Origin of the sequence: Dyadobacter sp. CY326, from assembly GCF_021390515.1 — a bacterium.
Taxonomy (GTDB): domain Bacteria; phylum Bacteroidota; class Bacteroidia; order Cytophagales; family Spirosomataceae; genus Dyadobacter.
In genome coordinates, this window is the sequence record NZ_JAJUXI010000001.1 from 68,888 (window position 1) to 83,682 (window position 14,795).

General features: G+C 45.3%; 15 protein-coding genes. 11 read left to right on the forward strand and 4 right to left on the reverse strand.

The window, feature by feature from the left end; all coding sequences use genetic code 11:
* The first annotated feature begins 2 nt into the window (after positions 1-2).
* The 9 genes from thiC to LZG73_RS00390 all read left to right on the forward strand — a co-directional run bounded on the left by thiC (position 3) and on the right by LZG73_RS00390 (position 10,549).
* On the forward strand, positions 3-1,883 hold the full coding sequence (thiC, locus tag LZG73_RS00350) for a phosphomethylpyrimidine synthase ThiC (protein ID WP_233845501.1): 1,881 nt from the start codon (positions 3-5) through the stop codon (positions 1,881-1,883).
* Positions 1,883-3,112 carry a thiamine phosphate synthase gene (locus tag LZG73_RS00355; RefSeq protein WP_233845502.1) on the forward strand — a complete coding sequence of 410 codons (1,230 nt, stop codon included), beginning with the start codon at positions 1,883-1,885 and terminating at the stop codon, positions 3,110-3,112. Before thiC ends, LZG73_RS00355 begins: the two co-directional genes overlap by 1 nt.
* A complete protein-coding gene (locus LZG73_RS00360; RefSeq protein WP_233845503.1) occupies positions 3,106-3,876 on the forward strand; it encodes a thiazole synthase in 771 nt (256 codons plus the stop codon). The genes LZG73_RS00355 and LZG73_RS00360 overlap by 7 nt, the downstream gene beginning before the upstream one ends.
* Positions 3,866-4,978 (forward strand): 2-iminoacetate synthase ThiH, encoded by a 1,113-nt coding sequence (thiH, locus tag LZG73_RS00365; protein WP_233845504.1) that lies wholly within the window; start codon positions 3,866-3,868, stop codon positions 4,976-4,978. Before LZG73_RS00360 ends, thiH begins: the two co-directional genes overlap by 11 nt.
* Positions 4,979-4,993: 15 nt before the next feature.
* Positions 4,994-6,049 carry a HesA/MoeB/ThiF family protein gene (gene moeB / locus LZG73_RS00370; protein WP_233845505.1) on the forward strand — a complete coding sequence of 352 codons (1,056 nt, stop codon included), beginning with the start codon at positions 4,994-4,996 and terminating at the stop codon, positions 6,047-6,049.
* 95 nt (positions 6,050-6,144) lie between these two features.
* Positions 6,145-7,284 (forward strand): ATP-binding protein, encoded by a 1,140-nt coding sequence (locus tag LZG73_RS00375; RefSeq protein ID WP_233845506.1) that lies wholly within the window; start codon positions 6,145-6,147, stop codon positions 7,282-7,284.
* A gap of 14 nt (positions 7,285-7,298) precedes the next feature.
* A complete protein-coding gene (locus LZG73_RS00380; RefSeq protein ID WP_233845507.1) occupies positions 7,299-8,999 on the forward strand; it encodes a GH39 family glycosyl hydrolase in 1,701 nt (566 codons plus the stop codon).
* A 104-nt stretch (positions 9,000-9,103) separates the two neighbouring features.
* Positions 9,104-9,985 carry a sulfite exporter TauE/SafE family protein gene (locus LZG73_RS00385; RefSeq protein WP_233845508.1) on the forward strand — a complete coding sequence of 294 codons (882 nt, stop codon included), beginning with the start codon at positions 9,104-9,106 and terminating at the stop codon, positions 9,983-9,985.
* A gap of 93 nt (positions 9,986-10,078) precedes the next feature.
* Positions 10,079-10,549, forward strand: coding sequence for an NADH-quinone oxidoreductase subunit A (locus LZG73_RS00390; protein WP_233845509.1), 471 nt, complete (start codon positions 10,079-10,081; stop codon positions 10,547-10,549).
* A 27-nt stretch (positions 10,550-10,576) separates the two neighbouring features.
* Here LZG73_RS00390 and LZG73_RS00395 read toward each other — a convergent pair whose 3' ends face one another.
* The 3 genes from LZG73_RS00395 to LZG73_RS00405 are packed head-to-tail and all read right to left on the reverse strand — an operon-like array spanning position 10,577 to position 12,788.
* On the reverse strand, positions 10,577-11,035 hold the full coding sequence (locus LZG73_RS00395; protein ID WP_233845510.1) for a hypothetical protein: 459 nt from the start codon (positions 11,033-11,035) through the stop codon (positions 10,577-10,579).
* A gap of 41 nt (positions 11,036-11,076) precedes the next feature.
* Positions 11,077-11,523, reverse strand: a complete 447-nt coding sequence (locus LZG73_RS00400) for a hypothetical protein (protein WP_233845511.1) — start codon at positions 11,521-11,523, stop codon at positions 11,077-11,079.
* Between the two features lie 20 nt (positions 11,524-11,543).
* Positions 11,544-12,788 carry a Spi family protease inhibitor gene (locus tag LZG73_RS00405; protein WP_233845512.1) on the reverse strand — a complete coding sequence of 415 codons (1,245 nt, stop codon included), beginning with the start codon at positions 12,786-12,788 and terminating at the stop codon, positions 11,544-11,546.
* 243 nt (positions 12,789-13,031) lie between these two features.
* On the opposite strand from LZG73_RS00405, the gene LZG73_RS00410 reads away from it, so the two are divergent.
* Positions 13,032-13,376: a helix-turn-helix domain-containing protein gene (locus LZG73_RS00410; protein ID WP_233845513.1), complete on the forward strand. Its 345-nt coding sequence runs from the start codon at positions 13,032-13,034 to the stop codon at positions 13,374-13,376.
* Here the strand turns inward: LZG73_RS00410 and LZG73_RS00415 are convergent.
* Positions 13,373-14,131, reverse strand: coding sequence for a hypothetical protein (locus tag LZG73_RS00415; protein ID WP_233845514.1), 759 nt, complete (start codon positions 14,129-14,131; stop codon positions 13,373-13,375). The genes LZG73_RS00410 and LZG73_RS00415 overlap by 4 nt on opposite strands.
* Positions 14,132-14,265: 134 nt before the next feature.
* Here LZG73_RS00415 and nuoB point away from each other — a divergent pair, with 134 nt between their 5' ends.
* Positions 14,266-14,790 carry an NADH-quinone oxidoreductase subunit NuoB gene (nuoB, locus tag LZG73_RS00420; protein ID WP_255696970.1) on the forward strand — a complete coding sequence of 175 codons (525 nt, stop codon included), beginning with the start codon at positions 14,266-14,268 and terminating at the stop codon, positions 14,788-14,790.
* Positions 14,791-14,795 lie beyond the last annotated feature (5 nt).

Here is a 14,795-nt window from a genome sequence, read left to right on the forward strand (position 1 = left end):
CTATGAAAACCGAAAAAACGCCTCAGAGCGGCAGTGTGACCACAGATCCGTTTCCTAATTCGCGCAAAATTTATGTAAAAGGTGGTTTGCACAATGTGTCCGTCGCCATGCGCGAAATTGCGTTAACCGACACGCGTCTGCATGGAAAAGCCGGACAACTTGAAAAAAATGCGCCGGTCACCGTTTACGACACGAGCGGGCCTTTTACCGATCCTAATGTGGTAATTGACGTGAAAAAGGGATTACCTGCATTGCGTTCGGAATGGATAAAAGTGCGGCAGGATGCGGAGCAACTGGAAAGCATCAGCTCAGATTATGGCAGGCAGCGACTGGTCGATGCGTCCTTGGATGCATTGCGTTTTGCGCACATTACCAAGCCTTTGCGTGCCAAACCGGGGGCCAATGTCTCTCAATTGCATTATGCGAAAAAAGGCATCATCACTGCGGAAATGGAATACATTGCCATCCGCGAAAACCAGCGGATCCAGGAAAATTTATCGGAATTAAATGGAAAGGCTGGCTCGCTTTCGCACCAGCACAAGGGCCACAGCTTTGGTGCGAACACACCGGTCAACTTCATTACGCCGGAATTTGTGCGTTCAGAAGTGGCGGCTGGACGGGCAGTAATTCCGGTGAACATTAATCACCCCGAAAATGAGCCTATGATCATTGGACGCAATTTTCTGGTAAAAATCAATGCGAACATTGGTAACTCTGCGGTTTCTTCGACCATCGAAGAAGAAGTTGAAAAGGCCGTTTGGGCTTGTCGGTGGGGCGCGGACACGATTATGGACCTCTCAACTGGCAAAAACATTCACGAGACGCGCGAGTGGATCATCCGAAACTCCCCCGTCCCCATTGGCACTGTTCCGATTTATCAGGCTTTGGAAAAAGTGAATGGCAAGGCGGAAGATCTGACCTGGGAGCTGTTTAGAGACACATTAATAGAGCAGGCCGAACAGGGCGTTGACTATTTCACAATTCATGCCGGGGTTTTGCTTCGTTACATTCCCCTTACTGCCAAAAGGCTTACCGGAATTGTTTCCCGAGGCGGATCGATCATGGCAAAATGGTGTCTGGCGCATCATAAAGAGAATTTTCTTTACACCCATTTTGAAGAAATATGTGAAATCATGAAGGCTTATGATGTGGCATTCTCGTTGGGCGACGGCCTGCGCCCGGGCTGTATTGCCGATGCGAATGACGCCGCACAATTTTCCGAGCTTGAAACATTAGGCGAGCTGACCAAAATTGCGTGGAAGCATGACGTTCAGACGATTATCGAAGGTCCGGGTCACGTGCCAATGCATTTGATCAAAGAAAATATGGAGAAGCAACTGGAACACTGCCAGGAGGCGCCATTTTACACCTTAGGGCCATTAACAACGGACATTGCGCCTGGTTATGACCACATTACATCCGCAATCGGCGCGGCGATGATTGGCTGGTTCGGAACGGCAATGCTTTGTTATGTGACGCCAAAAGAGCATTTGGGATTGCCCAATAAAAAGGACGTGAAGGACGGTGTGATCACTTATAAAATCGCAGCCCACGCCGCAGATCTCGCCAAAGGGCATCCCGGCGCGCAATATCGCGACAATGCGTTGAGCAAAGCCCGCTTCGAATTTCGCTGGGAAGATCAGTTCAATCTTTCGCTCGATCCCGAAACCGCCAAATCATTCCACGACGAAACATTGCCAGCCGAAGGAGCCAAAATCGCACATTTCTGCTCAATGTGCGGCCCTAATTTCTGCTCTATGAAAATCACACAAGATGTGCGCGATTATGCAGCAGAAAATGATTTGAACGCAGCTACAATCGCCGAGGGCATGGAGGAAAAATCCAGGGAATTCGCGAGTCTCGGCAACCAAATTTACTTATAATGGAACTGATCGTCATATCGCATTCTGAGTTTATCCCTAATGAGGCTGAGCGGATTAATGCGCTTTTTCGGGATGGTTTGCTGCGCCTGCATATCAGAAAACCGGGTTGTAATGTAACAGATTTGAACCGGCTGATAGGAGAAATTAACCCTGATTTTTATTCCAAACTTGCCTTGCATTCGCATCATGAGCTTGCTGCGCAATACGGGATTGCCAGGCTTCATTTTCCCGAAAATCTCAGACAAGCAACACCCGAATTTCTGTTGGAGAAATTAAAAAACGCTGGTTTCAAACTTAGCACCTCAATTCATGACATCGCAGAGCTGACTGAGCTTTCAGAAATTTTCGATTACACGTTCTTCGGGCCGGTTTTCGATAGTATTTCCAAAGAAGGTTATCAGCGGGTTGTTGGCGATGATTTTGTTCTGAAAAATGAGTTGAAAACTGTGAAAGTGATTGCTATTGGGGGGATTGATGCATTAAATATTGGTAAAGTTAAACAAATGAACTTTGATGGCGCAGCCATACTAGGAGCAATCTGGCATTCAGAATCTAAATTTTCTTTTTCCATTGCCGGGGGCTTAAGCCCCCGGCAATGGAAAAAGAAAATTCATAAGCTGCAATTCATTTCTAATCAGAATGCAGAGATCGGTCATTTGGGAAGCATTAAGCTAGCCTTGGCTGCCGGCTGCCGCTGGATTCAGTTGCGGGTGAAGAATGAGCCGGACAGTGAAGTGCTTGAAATTGCCAAGGCTGCAAAAGCGATTTGTGATTCCTATGATGCTGAATTGATTGTCAATGACTTCCCAAACATTGCAAAAGCTGTCGACGCCTACGGTTTGCACCTTGGCTTAAATGATATGTCCATTCCCGAAGCCAAAAAAATCGTTGGCGACGAGATGATCATTGGCGGCACGGCAAACACATTTGAAGACGTGCTTTTGCGGATGGACGAAGGTGCTGATTACATTGGTTTAGGGCCGTATCGCTTCACGACTACAAAGCAAAATTTAAGTCCTATCCTCGGTTTGGAAGGTTATCAAACGATTTTAAACAAGTTGGCGGCGCATCAACTTAGCATTCCCATCATTGCCATTGGAGGTGTTTTAAGCAATGACATTCCCGCCTTGCTTGCTACGGGTGTTCATGGAGTCGCTATGTCATCTGCTTTGATCCAATCGGAAAATCCGGAAGAAACAGTTCAAAAAATTGAAAAAATATTATGTTAAAATTCGCAGATAAAACATTTGAGTCTCGGCTTTTTACAGGGACCGGGAAGTTCAGTTCGGCTGCATTAATGGAGGAATCTTTGCTTGCGTCGGGCACTGAATTGGTGACGGTTGCACTGCGCCGCGTGGATGTGAATGATCGGCAAGATGACATGCTTTCGCATTTGAAACAGTCACACATTCATTTATTGCCCAACACTTCCGGTGTGCGAACGGCCAGGGAAGCGGTTTTTGCGGCGCAATTGGCAAGAGAAGCTTTGGAAACCAATTGGCTCAAACTAGAAATTCACCCTGACCCAAAATATCTCCTGCCCGACCCGATCGAAACGCTGAAAGCTGCCGAGGAACTGGTAAAGCTCGGTTTTGTAATCCTGCCATACATTCACGCAGACCCGGTTTTATGCAAAAGACTGGAAGACGTTGGCGTGGCCGCCGTAATGCCGCTCGGCTCTCCCATTGGCAGCAACAAGGGTTTGAAAACGATTGATTTTCTTGAAATTATCATTGAGCAAAGCAATGTTCCGGTTATTGTGGATGCCGGAATTGGATCGCCTTCGGACGCTGCGAAAGCCATGGAAATCGGCGCCGATGCTGTTTTGGTAAACACAGCCATTGCCGTTTCCGGCGACCCAGTGGCGATGGCAAAAGCCTTCAAACTGGCAGTGAAAGCGGGGCGAATGGCATTTGAGGCGCGGTTGGGAAGTCAGGAAAGTTATGCTGTGGCAAGTAGTCCTTTAACCGCATTTCTGGATTATGAGCTTTAAGGATCAATTTGAAAATTACCATTGGGATGAAGTCAAGGCAAGCATCTATTCCAAAACGGAGAACGATGTGCGTAAGGCGCTTTTGGCCCAAAAACGAACATTGGAAGATTTCAAAGCACTGATTTCCCCGGCTGCTGCTCATTTTCTCGAACCCATGGCGCAGCTCAGCCGCAAACTGACCCAAAAGCGTTTTGGCAAAACCATGCAAATGTACATTCCGCTTTATTTGTCCAATGAATGCACCAACATTTGCACTTATTGCGGGTTTAGTCTGGATAACAAAGTGCGGAGAAAAACGCTTTCGCGTGAGGAAATCTTGCGGGAAGTTGAGGTGATTAAAGCATTGGGTTATGACCACGTTTTGCTCGTTACGGGTGAAGCAAATCAGACGGTACACACGGCTTATTTTAAAGAAGTGATCCAATTGATCCGACCCTATTTTTCTCAAATATCCATGGAAGTGCAGCCGCTTGAAATAGTCGAGTATGAGGAATTGATCGCGCTGGGGCTGTATTCGGTGTTGATTTACCAGGAAACATATTACAAGGAAGATTACAAAAAGCACCATCCAAAAGGCAAAAAATCTAACTTTAATTATCGTTTGGAAACACCGGACAGGCTCGGACTAGCAGGCATTCATAAAATGGGGCTCGGGGTTTTGATCGGGCTGGAAGATTGGCGGACAGACAGTTTTTTTACGGCCGCGCACCTGCAATATCTCGAACGTACCTATTGGCAAACGCGTTATAGTTTATCTTTTCCCAGGCTCCGACCGTTTTCCGGCGGCCTCGAACCAAAGGTCGAAATGACGGATCGGGAGCTTGTGCAGCTGATTAGCGCTTACCGGATCATGAATGAGGAAGTCGAAATTTCACTTTCAACGCGAGAATCTGAGCAGTTTCGGGATCATTGCATTCAGCTTGGCGTTACGTCTATCAGTGCGGGTTCCAAAACCAATCCGGGCGGTTATGCTGTTGAACCCGAGTCGCTGGAACAGTTTGAGATTTCGGACGAACGCAGTCCCGCGCAGATTGCCGCAATGATACGCGCAAGCGGTTATGAGCCGGTTTGGAAGGATTGGGACCAGGTTTTTGTTCAATAAAGAAATTGGATTAATATGTTTGAACAACAGGAACGCAAACGTTACAGCAGGCAAATTTTGCTGCCTGAAATGGGCCTGACCGGTCAGGAAAAGCTAAAAGCGGCGAAAGTGCTTGTCGTTGGCGCAGGCGGTTTGGGCTGTCCGGTGCTGCAATATTTGGTTGCCGCGGGCGTCGGGAACATTGGCATTGTGGACGATGACATTGTGGATATTACGAATCTGCACCGGCAAATCTTGTATTCTGCGGCTGACATTGGAAAAAGCAAAGTGCTTATGGCCATTGAAAAATTGCGGGCTCAAAATCAATTTGTTAAGCTCACGCCTTACAATGTCCGTTTACAAGAAGATAATGCAACTCAAATCATTGCAAACTACGACCTCGTTATCGACGGCTCCGATAATTTCCCAACCCGTTATCTGGTCAATGACGCCTGCGTTGAACTGGATAAACCATTGATTTTTGGCTCCATACTGCGTTTTGAAGGACAAGTTTCTGTTTTCAATTACAAAGGCGGCCCCACTTATCGCTGTCTTTTTCCCGATGCCGAAGAAGGCGACAACTGCGCCGAAGCTGGCGTGATCGGCATTTTGCCAGGCATGATTGGCACTTTAATGGCCAACGAAGCGATTAAAGTGATTTGTGAAATTGGCGAGCCACTGTCAGGCAAATTATTGGTAATGAATGCATTGACGAATGTTACAAACACTTTCGAATTTGCCCGATCGGAGCACATTGCACGACCAAATCAGAAATCCGCGCAAACTGTAAGTCCAAAGATCAATCCAGTTTCAGAGCCCAAGGAATTAACTTATGAAGAGTTCGAGCGCATTGAATCCTCCTATCCCGGACAGATTCATTTGGTTGACGTGCGGGAATACAATGAATTTGAGGCCGACAATTTTGGTGGCGTCAACATTCCCTTATCCGAAATCCCGGAAACAATCCCAACATTGCCTCCGAACAAGACCATTGTTTTTTACTGTCAAACCGGAAAAAGAAGCACCCACGCCGCAAAACTGCTCATACAAAGCGGATTTGAAGGAGCCACATTCTGGGCTGGAAACTGGTGATTTTCATGTGCCATTTTCCGAAAAAAGCTAAGTTCGTTGAGTTTATTCAACCAATTTAGCTAAATTCGTTGAGTTCATTCAACGAATTAACGAAAATGATTTACGCTCGATACATTCTTCCCACGCTTCAAGAGAAGTTAAAGTCCAATAAAGTAATAGTCTTAACAGGCGCGCGTAGGGTTGGCAAAACCTTTCTTCTCAATCAATTACAATCGGGTTTTGAAGGAAAATCCCTTTTGATGAATGGTGAAGACCTTGACGTAATTGAGCTTTTAACTGATAGAAGAGTCTCTTCTTTTCAGCGATGGGCTGGAAATCTTGACCTCCTCATCCTCGACGAGGCACAAGTCGTTCCGGAAATTGGCAAATCACTCAAACTGCTCATTGACTCGTTTCCGAATCTGACGATCCTGGCAAGTGGTTCTTCTGCCTTTGAGCTGTCAAAACAAACGGGTGAACCATTGGTTGGGCGGCAGATCAACTTTCAGCTGTTTCCCATGGCGCATTTGGAATTAGCTCAAAAGGAAAACTTTCTCGAGACACGGCAAAATCTCGAAAACCGGCTTGTTTTCGGCTGTTATCCGGATGTTGTGCAACTCACCGATTCGGGTGAGCAAACGGATTATTTGAAAGGATTGGTGAATGCTTACTTATTAAAGGATATTTTAATGTTTGAACAAGTGCGCTACTCACATAAAATGCTCCAACTTTTGCAACTCGTTGCTTATCAGGTTGGTCAGGAGGTTTCATTTGAAGAATTGTCAAAAGCGCTGCAAATTGACCGCAATACGGTTGAAAGATATCTTGATCTGTTTGCAAAGGTTTTCATCATTTTCCGCATTGGTGGTTACAGCAAAAATCTTCGAAAGGAAGTCACCAAGTCGGCAAAGTGGTATTTTTTTGATAACGGGATCAGAAACGCACTCATTAACAATTTTGCGCCGGTGCCACAACGGCAGGATGTTGGAGCACTTTGGGAAAATTACCTGGCCTCTGAGCGTGTGAAGTATAATACCTATTTCCGGGCGTTCCCTTACACGTATTTTTGGCGGACATATGACCAACAGGAGCTGGATTGGCTGGAATTGAAAAATGATCAGCTAGCTGCTTACGAATTTAAGTGGAACGACAGTAAAGTGAAGTTTCCCAAGGCTTTCGTTGAAGCATACCCGGAAGCCAAAACGAACTGGATCAACAGGGACAATTACACCGATTTTTTAACCGGCATTATCTAAAAGAAGCCTCTCCAATGATCAAAAAAATATTCCCCGGCATTTTTTCAGTATTACTTTTTTTCTTTTTAATCAAACCTGCCGAAGCACAAAATCAAACACAGAAATCAGTCACGATAGAAGTCGATCTCAATGTAGAAAAAGGCCCCGCAAAGCCAATTTGGGCTTGGTTTGGCTATGATGAGCCGAATTATACTTACATGAAAGATGGCAAGGAATTGCTGACGGAGATTTCGCAACTCAGCAAGGTTCCGGTTTATGTGCGTGCGCATAGCATGCTCGTTACGGGCGATGGGGTTGCGGCGCTGAAGTGGGGCTCTACGAATGTTTACACAGAAGACAAAAAAGGCAATCCGGTTTACGACTGGACGATTGTTGACAAAATATTTGACACTTACATTGAAAGAGGCATGCGGCCCATTGCCCAAATCGGCTTCATGCCGGAAGCATTATCGTCCAAACCACAGCCATACAGGCACTTTTGGAAGCCGGGAGACAATTATAATGACATTTACACAGGCTGGGCTTATCCGCCAAATGATTATAAAAAGTTTGCTGAACTGGTGTTTCAATGGGTAAAGCATTCCATTGAAAGATATGGGAAAGAAGAAGTTGAAACCTGGTATTGGGAGCTTTGGAACGAACCGAACATTAGTTATTGGAAAGGCACGACAGAAGAATATATCAAGCTTTACGATTATTCGGCAGATGCTGTAAAGAGAGCATTGCCGACTGCAAAAATCGGCGGACCAGAGGTTACGGGCCCAAATTGGGACGTTTCAGCCAAGTTTTTCAGGACATTCCTTGATCATGTTGTGAGTGGTAAAAATTATGTAACAGGCAAAACAGGTTCGCCGCTTGACTTTATCACATTCCATGCAAAGGGCAATCCCAAAGTCGTGGACGGCATTGTGCGGATGGATATGGGAACGCAATTGCGCGACATTGACAAAGGTTTTGAGATCGTGGCCTCCTATCCTAGTCTCAAAAATCTTCCGATCATCATTGGCGAATCCGATCCCGAGGGTTGCGCAGCTTGTTCGGAAGATTTGCATCCGCAGAATGCTTACCGAAATGGCACAATGTATGCGGTTTACACGGCTGCTTCCTTTGCCCGCAAGCATGAACTGGCTGACGCCCGGGGTGTAAACTTACTCGGAGCGGTGACCTGGGCGTTCGAGTTTGAAGACCAGCCGTGGTTTAGAGGTTTTCGTGATTTAGCCACGAATGGCGTCGATAAGCCTGTTTTGAATGTTTTCAGAATGTTCGGCATGATGGACGGAAATCGCGTTGAAGTGAAACAAAATCTTGCTTACAACTTTGAAAAACTGAAAAAAGAGAGCGTGCGCGGCGACCGTGATATCAATGCTTTTGCAACTAAAAATAATCAGGAGGCGGCGATTATGGTCTGGAATTACCATGATGACAATAAATTTACCGGTGACGCACCTGTTAAAGTCCGGGTTAATGGCCTGACAACGAGACGCGTGCGCATTGAACATTATCGGATCGATCAGGAGCACAGCAATGCATATGAAGTCTGGAAGAAAATGGGTTCTCCGCAAAAACCGACCGCTGAACAAATAAGCTTGCTAGAAAAAGCCGGACAACTGCAAACGCTGACTTCGCCTCAATGGGCCAATGTTAAAAACGGCGAATTGCAACTTGACTATCCCCTGCCCGGGCAAGGCGTTTCCCTTTTAAAAATCATTTGGTAACATTTAATTTGTTCAAATTTTAATAATCTATTAACTAAGTAGATTAAATAGTTTTACTATTTTTGTAATCTGTCTGTTCTTTGGGTCTCTAACAACCAACAGTAATGCTTACAAAAGTGCTTTCCCTCAAACTTCCTTCCATATCGGCCTGGTTCATCGTTCCAGCCGTCATTCTATTTTTGGCGCTGGCGCTTTTTCTCGTCAATGGCTCATTGGCAATCGGATCTGCGGAGATTTCTTCATTCATAGGAAGTGATTTTGCATTGTATTTGCTGGTCGGGCTCGCTGCCCAGCTTGTGGATGGCGCATTGGGAATGGCTTATGGCGTTACTTCTACATCGTTCCTGCTGAGCCTGGGCGTCTCCCCTGCCATTAGCAGCACAAGTGTTCACGTTGCGGAAATGTTCACAACAGGCGCTTCGGCCATATCGCATTTCCGGTTCAAGAATATCAATAAAAAGCTTTTCAAAAGTCTGCTCATTCCGGGTGTGATCGGTGCCATTGTGGGCGCTTATCTGCTTTCAGATGTTATCGATGGCGATGCTATAAAGCCTTACATTGCGTTTTACATGCTGATTTTAGGCTTGATCATCATCAAAAAAGCTTTGCAAAAAACATTGGTCAAGAGTAAAACAAGACGAATTGGCATTCTTGCCGCCGCGGGTGGATTTCTGGATTCCATTGGCGGAGGCGGCTGGGGACCAATCGTTACTTCAACGCTTCTGGGACAAGGCCGTGATCCACGATACACCATTGGTTCGGTCAATGCAGCGGAATTTGTAATTGCATTTGCGAGCGGCGTCACCTTTCTGATTTTCACGGGTGTAAGCAGTTGGCAAGTCGTTTCCGGTTTAATTATAGGAGGCGTTATTGCCGCTCCGTTTGGTGCAATGCTCGTTGGTAAAATCAAACGCAGACCGCTCATGCTTATCATTGGCTGCCTCGTTATCGGACTTAGTGTCCGGACCATTTGGCTAAGCTTATAATGTTATTGAGTCTTCTGGAAAGTCACAATTTGCGTCTGTTTCACCACTTCAATAATCTAAAATCAGTAGCTTTGCCCAAACGTGTTGCGGATTATGCTTTCTGATTTTGGTTACATATTGCTTTTCATTATTGCAGCCATCGTGCTGCTTGGCGTGATGCTGACCATTGCAAAGTTTCTACGTCCGCACCGTCCCAACGAAGAAAAACTAACAACTTACGAATCTGGCGAAGATCCGCTGGGCAATGCAAATATCCAGTTCAATGTGCGTTTTTACGTAGTTGCGTTGATTTTTGTCTTGTTTGAAGTCGAGCTGCTTTTCTTATTTCCCTGGGCCATAGTGTTTGGCAATGAAGATCTTATCGCCCAGACTAACGGACAATGGGGCTGGTTTGCCATGGCAGAAATGACCGTCTTCATTGGAATTCTCATCCTCGGCCTCGCTTACGCCTGGACCAAAGGTTACCTGGATTGGGTCAGGCCAAAACCGCAAGTGCCAATCGTCGAATCCCCCATCCCCACAGATCTATACAGCCGCGTTAACGAGAAGTACGCGAAGAAGTGAGTGATGTTTTGGTCATGACTCTATGTATTACCAGACTTGTTTATAGAAAAACTTTACCGTGTCAGCAGCGCCACCTAATTCCGGCAAGTAAGCAGATGCCTCTAAGATTGTTGGCTGGCTGACCGTTTGGTGCATTTTGTAAAAACGTTTCAAGCCATATCTGTAAGTAACTAGAACGGTCATACCCTTGGTTTTTGCAACCGGCCCGGGATGGAAACCCCAATATTGCGTGTCCACTATTGTGTCGTTTTTAAAAGTCTCCTCGACATGATAGCCGTCTTTGTAGTTAATTTCCAACACCTCGGAATAACCAATTTGTTTGTCCCAAACGGTTCGCCTCGGCGTAACGACTTTTTCAAGCATCCAGGTTCCTGTAAGTTGTGAGGTGATTGGGATTCCATACTTCCAGCCCTCGCTCTCCTCACAACGCCCTGCTAACAGCAGCAATGATACAACAACCAAGAAAGTTTTCGCTATGCTTTTCATAATGTTCTTTATCGTTACCACTTTATGTGAAATCAGTACGGTTACCAGACTTCCTTATAGAAAAATTTTACTGTGTCATTAGCCCCTCCTATTTCAGACAAATAAGCCGATGCTTCTAAAATTGTTGGCTGGCTGACTGTCTCATGCATTTTGTAAAAACGTTTTATGTCATATCTGTAAGTAACCAGGACGGTCAAATCTTCCGTTTTGGCAATCGGAACAGAGTTCCTACGCCAGTATCTAGTCTCAATAAGTGTATCATTTTTAAATGTCTCGTCTATATCAAACCCGCCCTCATTACGAATTTTCAAAATTTCCGAATAGCCTATTTGCTTATCGATGAGGGTGCGGGTTGGCGTAACTATTTTTTCCAACCTCCATGTTCCAATAAGATTTGAAGTTATTGGAATTCCTGCTCTCCAACCCTCCCGAGGATTGCAAGCACCAATTGACAAAAAGATTAAGGCGAAAACAGCATAACCTCTCATAATGCTTTCCGGTTAAATTGTTAAGGTCTGATGCCAGTTATTACATGGAGGTTCCCATTGTAATCTTCTCCGTCAGGATTATATTGGCCAAAAGCGAAGTCTCCATTCCCTTCCCCATCCCAACCGCAATTCATTCTAAGATATGTGTATGACCATTCTTTACATGTTTTCGTAGCGCAATCAAATTCGCTGTAATCGCTTAATTGATAACCCTCACACACCCAAATGTGATAATCTTTAAAGCAACTCAGACATGTTGACCCCCAAAAGAGCAACGGATGATTGCCGTTTAGTTCACTCTTGATTAATGCAAAATTATAGGCCTCATTTCCTGACCCGCCACTGGAAAAACCAAAGCTTTTTAACCCGCTTTTTACATCATTAGGCCATGTAAAGGTGTTACATGACCCCATATAATTATAGCTGGCCTTAGCTTTATCACCCATTGTTTTCATTAATGAACCCAAACTATGTTGACCGGCGGTTGTTGCAGTACAAACCAACTCGGAAACCCTAGGACGAGTAAGGTCGGGATGATAAAATTCTTCCAATTGCGCCATTGCAACAGGGCCGCAGCCAGCCAATCTTCTGCCACATCCGTCACAATTTCCCGCTGTGCTTAGCTTTGTCGTTGACAGCGCACTTTGCCCCCAGACTGTAGATATCAGCGGGCCTACAAGGGTCATTTTATTCTTACACATAAACTGTCCATACTGATACCAATCAATGCAATTGGTGTCTGCGATTCGTAGCTTTCTGGATAGGAATTTTTGCCATTCTTTGGCGACTATGGTATGTGATTCGCCGCCTTGGCGTCTCGCTTCCCGGATTTTTGTCTTAGCCATATCCAGCCAGAGCGTTATTCCGTTCGGGATGTTATGGACGTCAATTGTGGATGTTGCCGAATATGCCAGAACGGGCATTACGCGCAGGTCTGCGGAGACAATCGTAAAGCCTCTCTGTTTCTTAAAAATGTAAAGCAAAGGCGAGCCATCGACGGAATCCGTAACCGTCATTTGGTCAACAACTTCATCATCTCTTGTAACCGTTCTTGCGCCGGAATCTGCATGAATCCGCGTTGCGGAGTCATTTGTAAAGGTTGCCACTTCTATGGCTTCCTTCAATGAGACAACCATTGAATCCTTTCGAATTTCTGTTTCGGGCCCCGGGTCTTTTGACGGTTCATCCCGCTTACATTGTAAGAAGATTAATGCGGCCAGGCAAAATAATAATCCGCATTTGCTTAGTAACAAAACAATTTTCATCAGCATCAGCATGTGTTGGTCCCACCCTCCTGACGCACTAATTTGAACGGCTTTGGAGTGTGATGCAAATTTGCTTTGTAATGATACTTCTGTCCAACAGGCTGAGCTTATAAGTTAATCGCCAGTGCTTATAACTTTATAACCGTAGCTTATAACTCGGGATTGGTGCTTGGTGGAAATGGAAAAAATACAGACTTTGCGCAACGATTGCCTTTCGTCGTTACACTTTTACAACACACTATCATGAATATTTTTGCCAGCAACCTCCTTGCCAAACGTCAGGAAAAACGTTTAACACAAGCCTACATGGCATTTTTGAGTGGGATGTCGCAGCCCAATTACTCCGACATTGAGAGGGGCAAAACCCGCCCCTCTATCGATCAGCTAAAAAAGTTTTCGGAAATACTTGAAACCACTGCGGATGAACTGCTTTCGGACCCGAAACAGCGCGGCAGTCTTCGTTTGGACATGTCCACAGATGAGCAAAACCAGGATCAGTCGGCTTTGTTAAAAGCCATTGAAGACAAAGACATTTACATTAAAATATTGGAAACCCAACTTGTTATCTTGCTTAAAAAGAGCGGTTAACCCTTCTTATGCATGCCCATTGGACCCCACATTTTGCCATTGTTTTTTGGGAAGAAAACCAAACCAATTTGCAAATAAACCTGATTGAGTTTAAGAGAAGACAAATCGCTGATTGTCACATCTTCTGTCTTCCACTTTCTGCGGCCCAATATTGGTAAATGGTATGTGGCTTTTCCGCTGATATACACCTGATCGTGCCATTTTGGAAGGAAGTTAATCTTGTAATCCGCTCCAATTCCTGCATGTAAATTAATGTTGCCGGTTGTAAGCTTCACGGGCTCAAAAGAGGAAGGATTTTGAAGAACCTGTCCTATGGTTGCAGTCTGGTTGCCCTTGATTTTCAGCCTGTAAAGCATCAGGTCAAATCCGATGGGGAGCAGCACATTCCAGCGTTTGTTATTAACGAGTTTTGGTCCGCCGTCCGTGCCAATGCCAAATCCACCCAGATATGCTTTTCTCACATCCTTGTCAGTCGTGTAATTCGTGCTGTTCATAATGATGAGCCTTCCTTCCGAAAACCAGCGCTGCGACTCGGTTCGTTTTGCCAAAACAATGGAGCCCATAAATGAAGTGAATGGTTTGATTTGCAACCTGTCAAGTTGCTCGCGCATCGTCTGGTTGTTGGGAAGCAGTCCAAACTCGGCGTAAATGCCCATGCCGCTTTGGAACATACGCACAGTGGTGTCGGTTTGCGCATGGGCGGAAACACCAATAATCAGGGCCAAAAAAGTTGTAAATAGTAATTTGTTTTTCATAGAGTTGTGTTCTTGCTGCCGCTTTGTAATGTTTGGCGAAACAGATTTTTACTAAATATGGTTACTTTTGCATACATTGATAATGCTTAACAAGCAATATCCATACCACTGAATTTTTTGGAGAAAGATAAGGGATGAGCGAGAAAATAAAAACAGGAGACGGTGGCATCATACTCACCAATGCAGAAGATCTGATGAATTGGGCGCGACTCTCGTCCTTATGGCCAATGGGCTTTGGATTGGCTTGTTGTGCAATAGAAATGATGGCCGCTTATGCCTCAAACTATGATTTAGAGCGTTTTGGGATTTTGCCCAGACCATCGCCGCGGCAGTCGGATGTAATGATTGTGGCAGGAACGGTTACATTCAAAATGGCGGATCGGATCAGGAGATTGTATGAACAAATGCCTGAACCGCGCTATGTAATTTCGATGGGCAGCTGCTCAAATTGTGGCGGACCGTATTGGGAACATGGTTACCACGTTGTGAAAGGTGTAGATAGGATTATACCAGTGGATGTATACGTTCCGGGATGTCCGCCCCGGCCCGAAGCATTAATTGGCGGATTTATGAAATTGCAGGAAAAGATCAAGGGAGAACATCCGCTTGCACCAGAACTGTTTTTGGAAATGGAAGCAGCAGAAACTGTGACCGCATAACGCTT

Excerpts from the sequence above, each read along its gene's own strand:
- LZG73_RS00390 (WP_233845509.1), top strand. The coding sequence starts at position 10,079 with ATGCTTTCTGATTTTGGTTACATATTGCTTTTCATTATTGCAGCCATC.
- LZG73_RS00395 (WP_233845510.1), bottom strand. The coding sequence starts at position 11,035 with ATGAAAAGCATAGCGAAAACTTTCTTGGTTGTTGTATCATTGCTGCTG.
- thiC (WP_233845501.1), top strand. The coding sequence starts at position 3 with ATGAAAACCGAAAAAACGCCTCAGAGCGGCAGTGTGACCACAGATCCG.
- LZG73_RS00355 (WP_233845502.1), top strand. The coding sequence starts at position 1,883 with ATGGAACTGATCGTCATATCGCATTCTGAGTTTATCCCTAATGAGGCT.
- LZG73_RS00375 (WP_233845506.1), top strand. The coding sequence starts at position 6,145 with ATGATTTACGCTCGATACATTCTTCCCACGCTTCAAGAGAAGTTAAAG.
- LZG73_RS00385 (WP_233845508.1), top strand. The coding sequence starts at position 9,104 with ATGCTTACAAAAGTGCTTTCCCTCAAACTTCCTTCCATATCGGCCTGG.
- LZG73_RS00380 (WP_233845507.1), top strand. The coding sequence starts at position 7,299 with ATGATCAAAAAAATATTCCCCGGCATTTTTTCAGTATTACTTTTTTTC.
- thiH (WP_233845504.1), top strand. The coding sequence starts at position 3,866 with ATGAGCTTTAAGGATCAATTTGAAAATTACCATTGGGATGAAGTCAAG.
- moeB (WP_233845505.1), top strand. The coding sequence starts at position 4,994 with ATGTTTGAACAACAGGAACGCAAACGTTACAGCAGGCAAATTTTGCTG.
- LZG73_RS00400 (WP_233845511.1), bottom strand. The coding sequence starts at position 11,523 with ATGAGAGGTTATGCTGTTTTCGCCTTAATCTTTTTGTCAATTGGTGCT.
- LZG73_RS00360 (WP_233845503.1), top strand. The coding sequence starts at position 3,106 with ATGTTAAAATTCGCAGATAAAACATTTGAGTCTCGGCTTTTTACAGGG.
- LZG73_RS00405 (WP_233845512.1), bottom strand. The coding sequence starts at position 12,788 with ATGAAAATTGTTTTGTTACTAAGCAAATGCGGATTATTATTTTGCCTG.
- LZG73_RS00415 (WP_233845514.1), bottom strand. The coding sequence starts at position 14,131 with ATGAAAAACAAATTACTATTTACAACTTTTTTGGCCCTGATTATTGGT.
- nuoB (WP_255696970.1), top strand. The coding sequence starts at position 14,266 with ATGAGCGAGAAAATAAAAACAGGAGACGGTGGCATCATACTCACCAAT.
- LZG73_RS00410 (WP_233845513.1), top strand. The coding sequence starts at position 13,032 with ATGAATATTTTTGCCAGCAACCTCCTTGCCAAACGTCAGGAAAAACGT.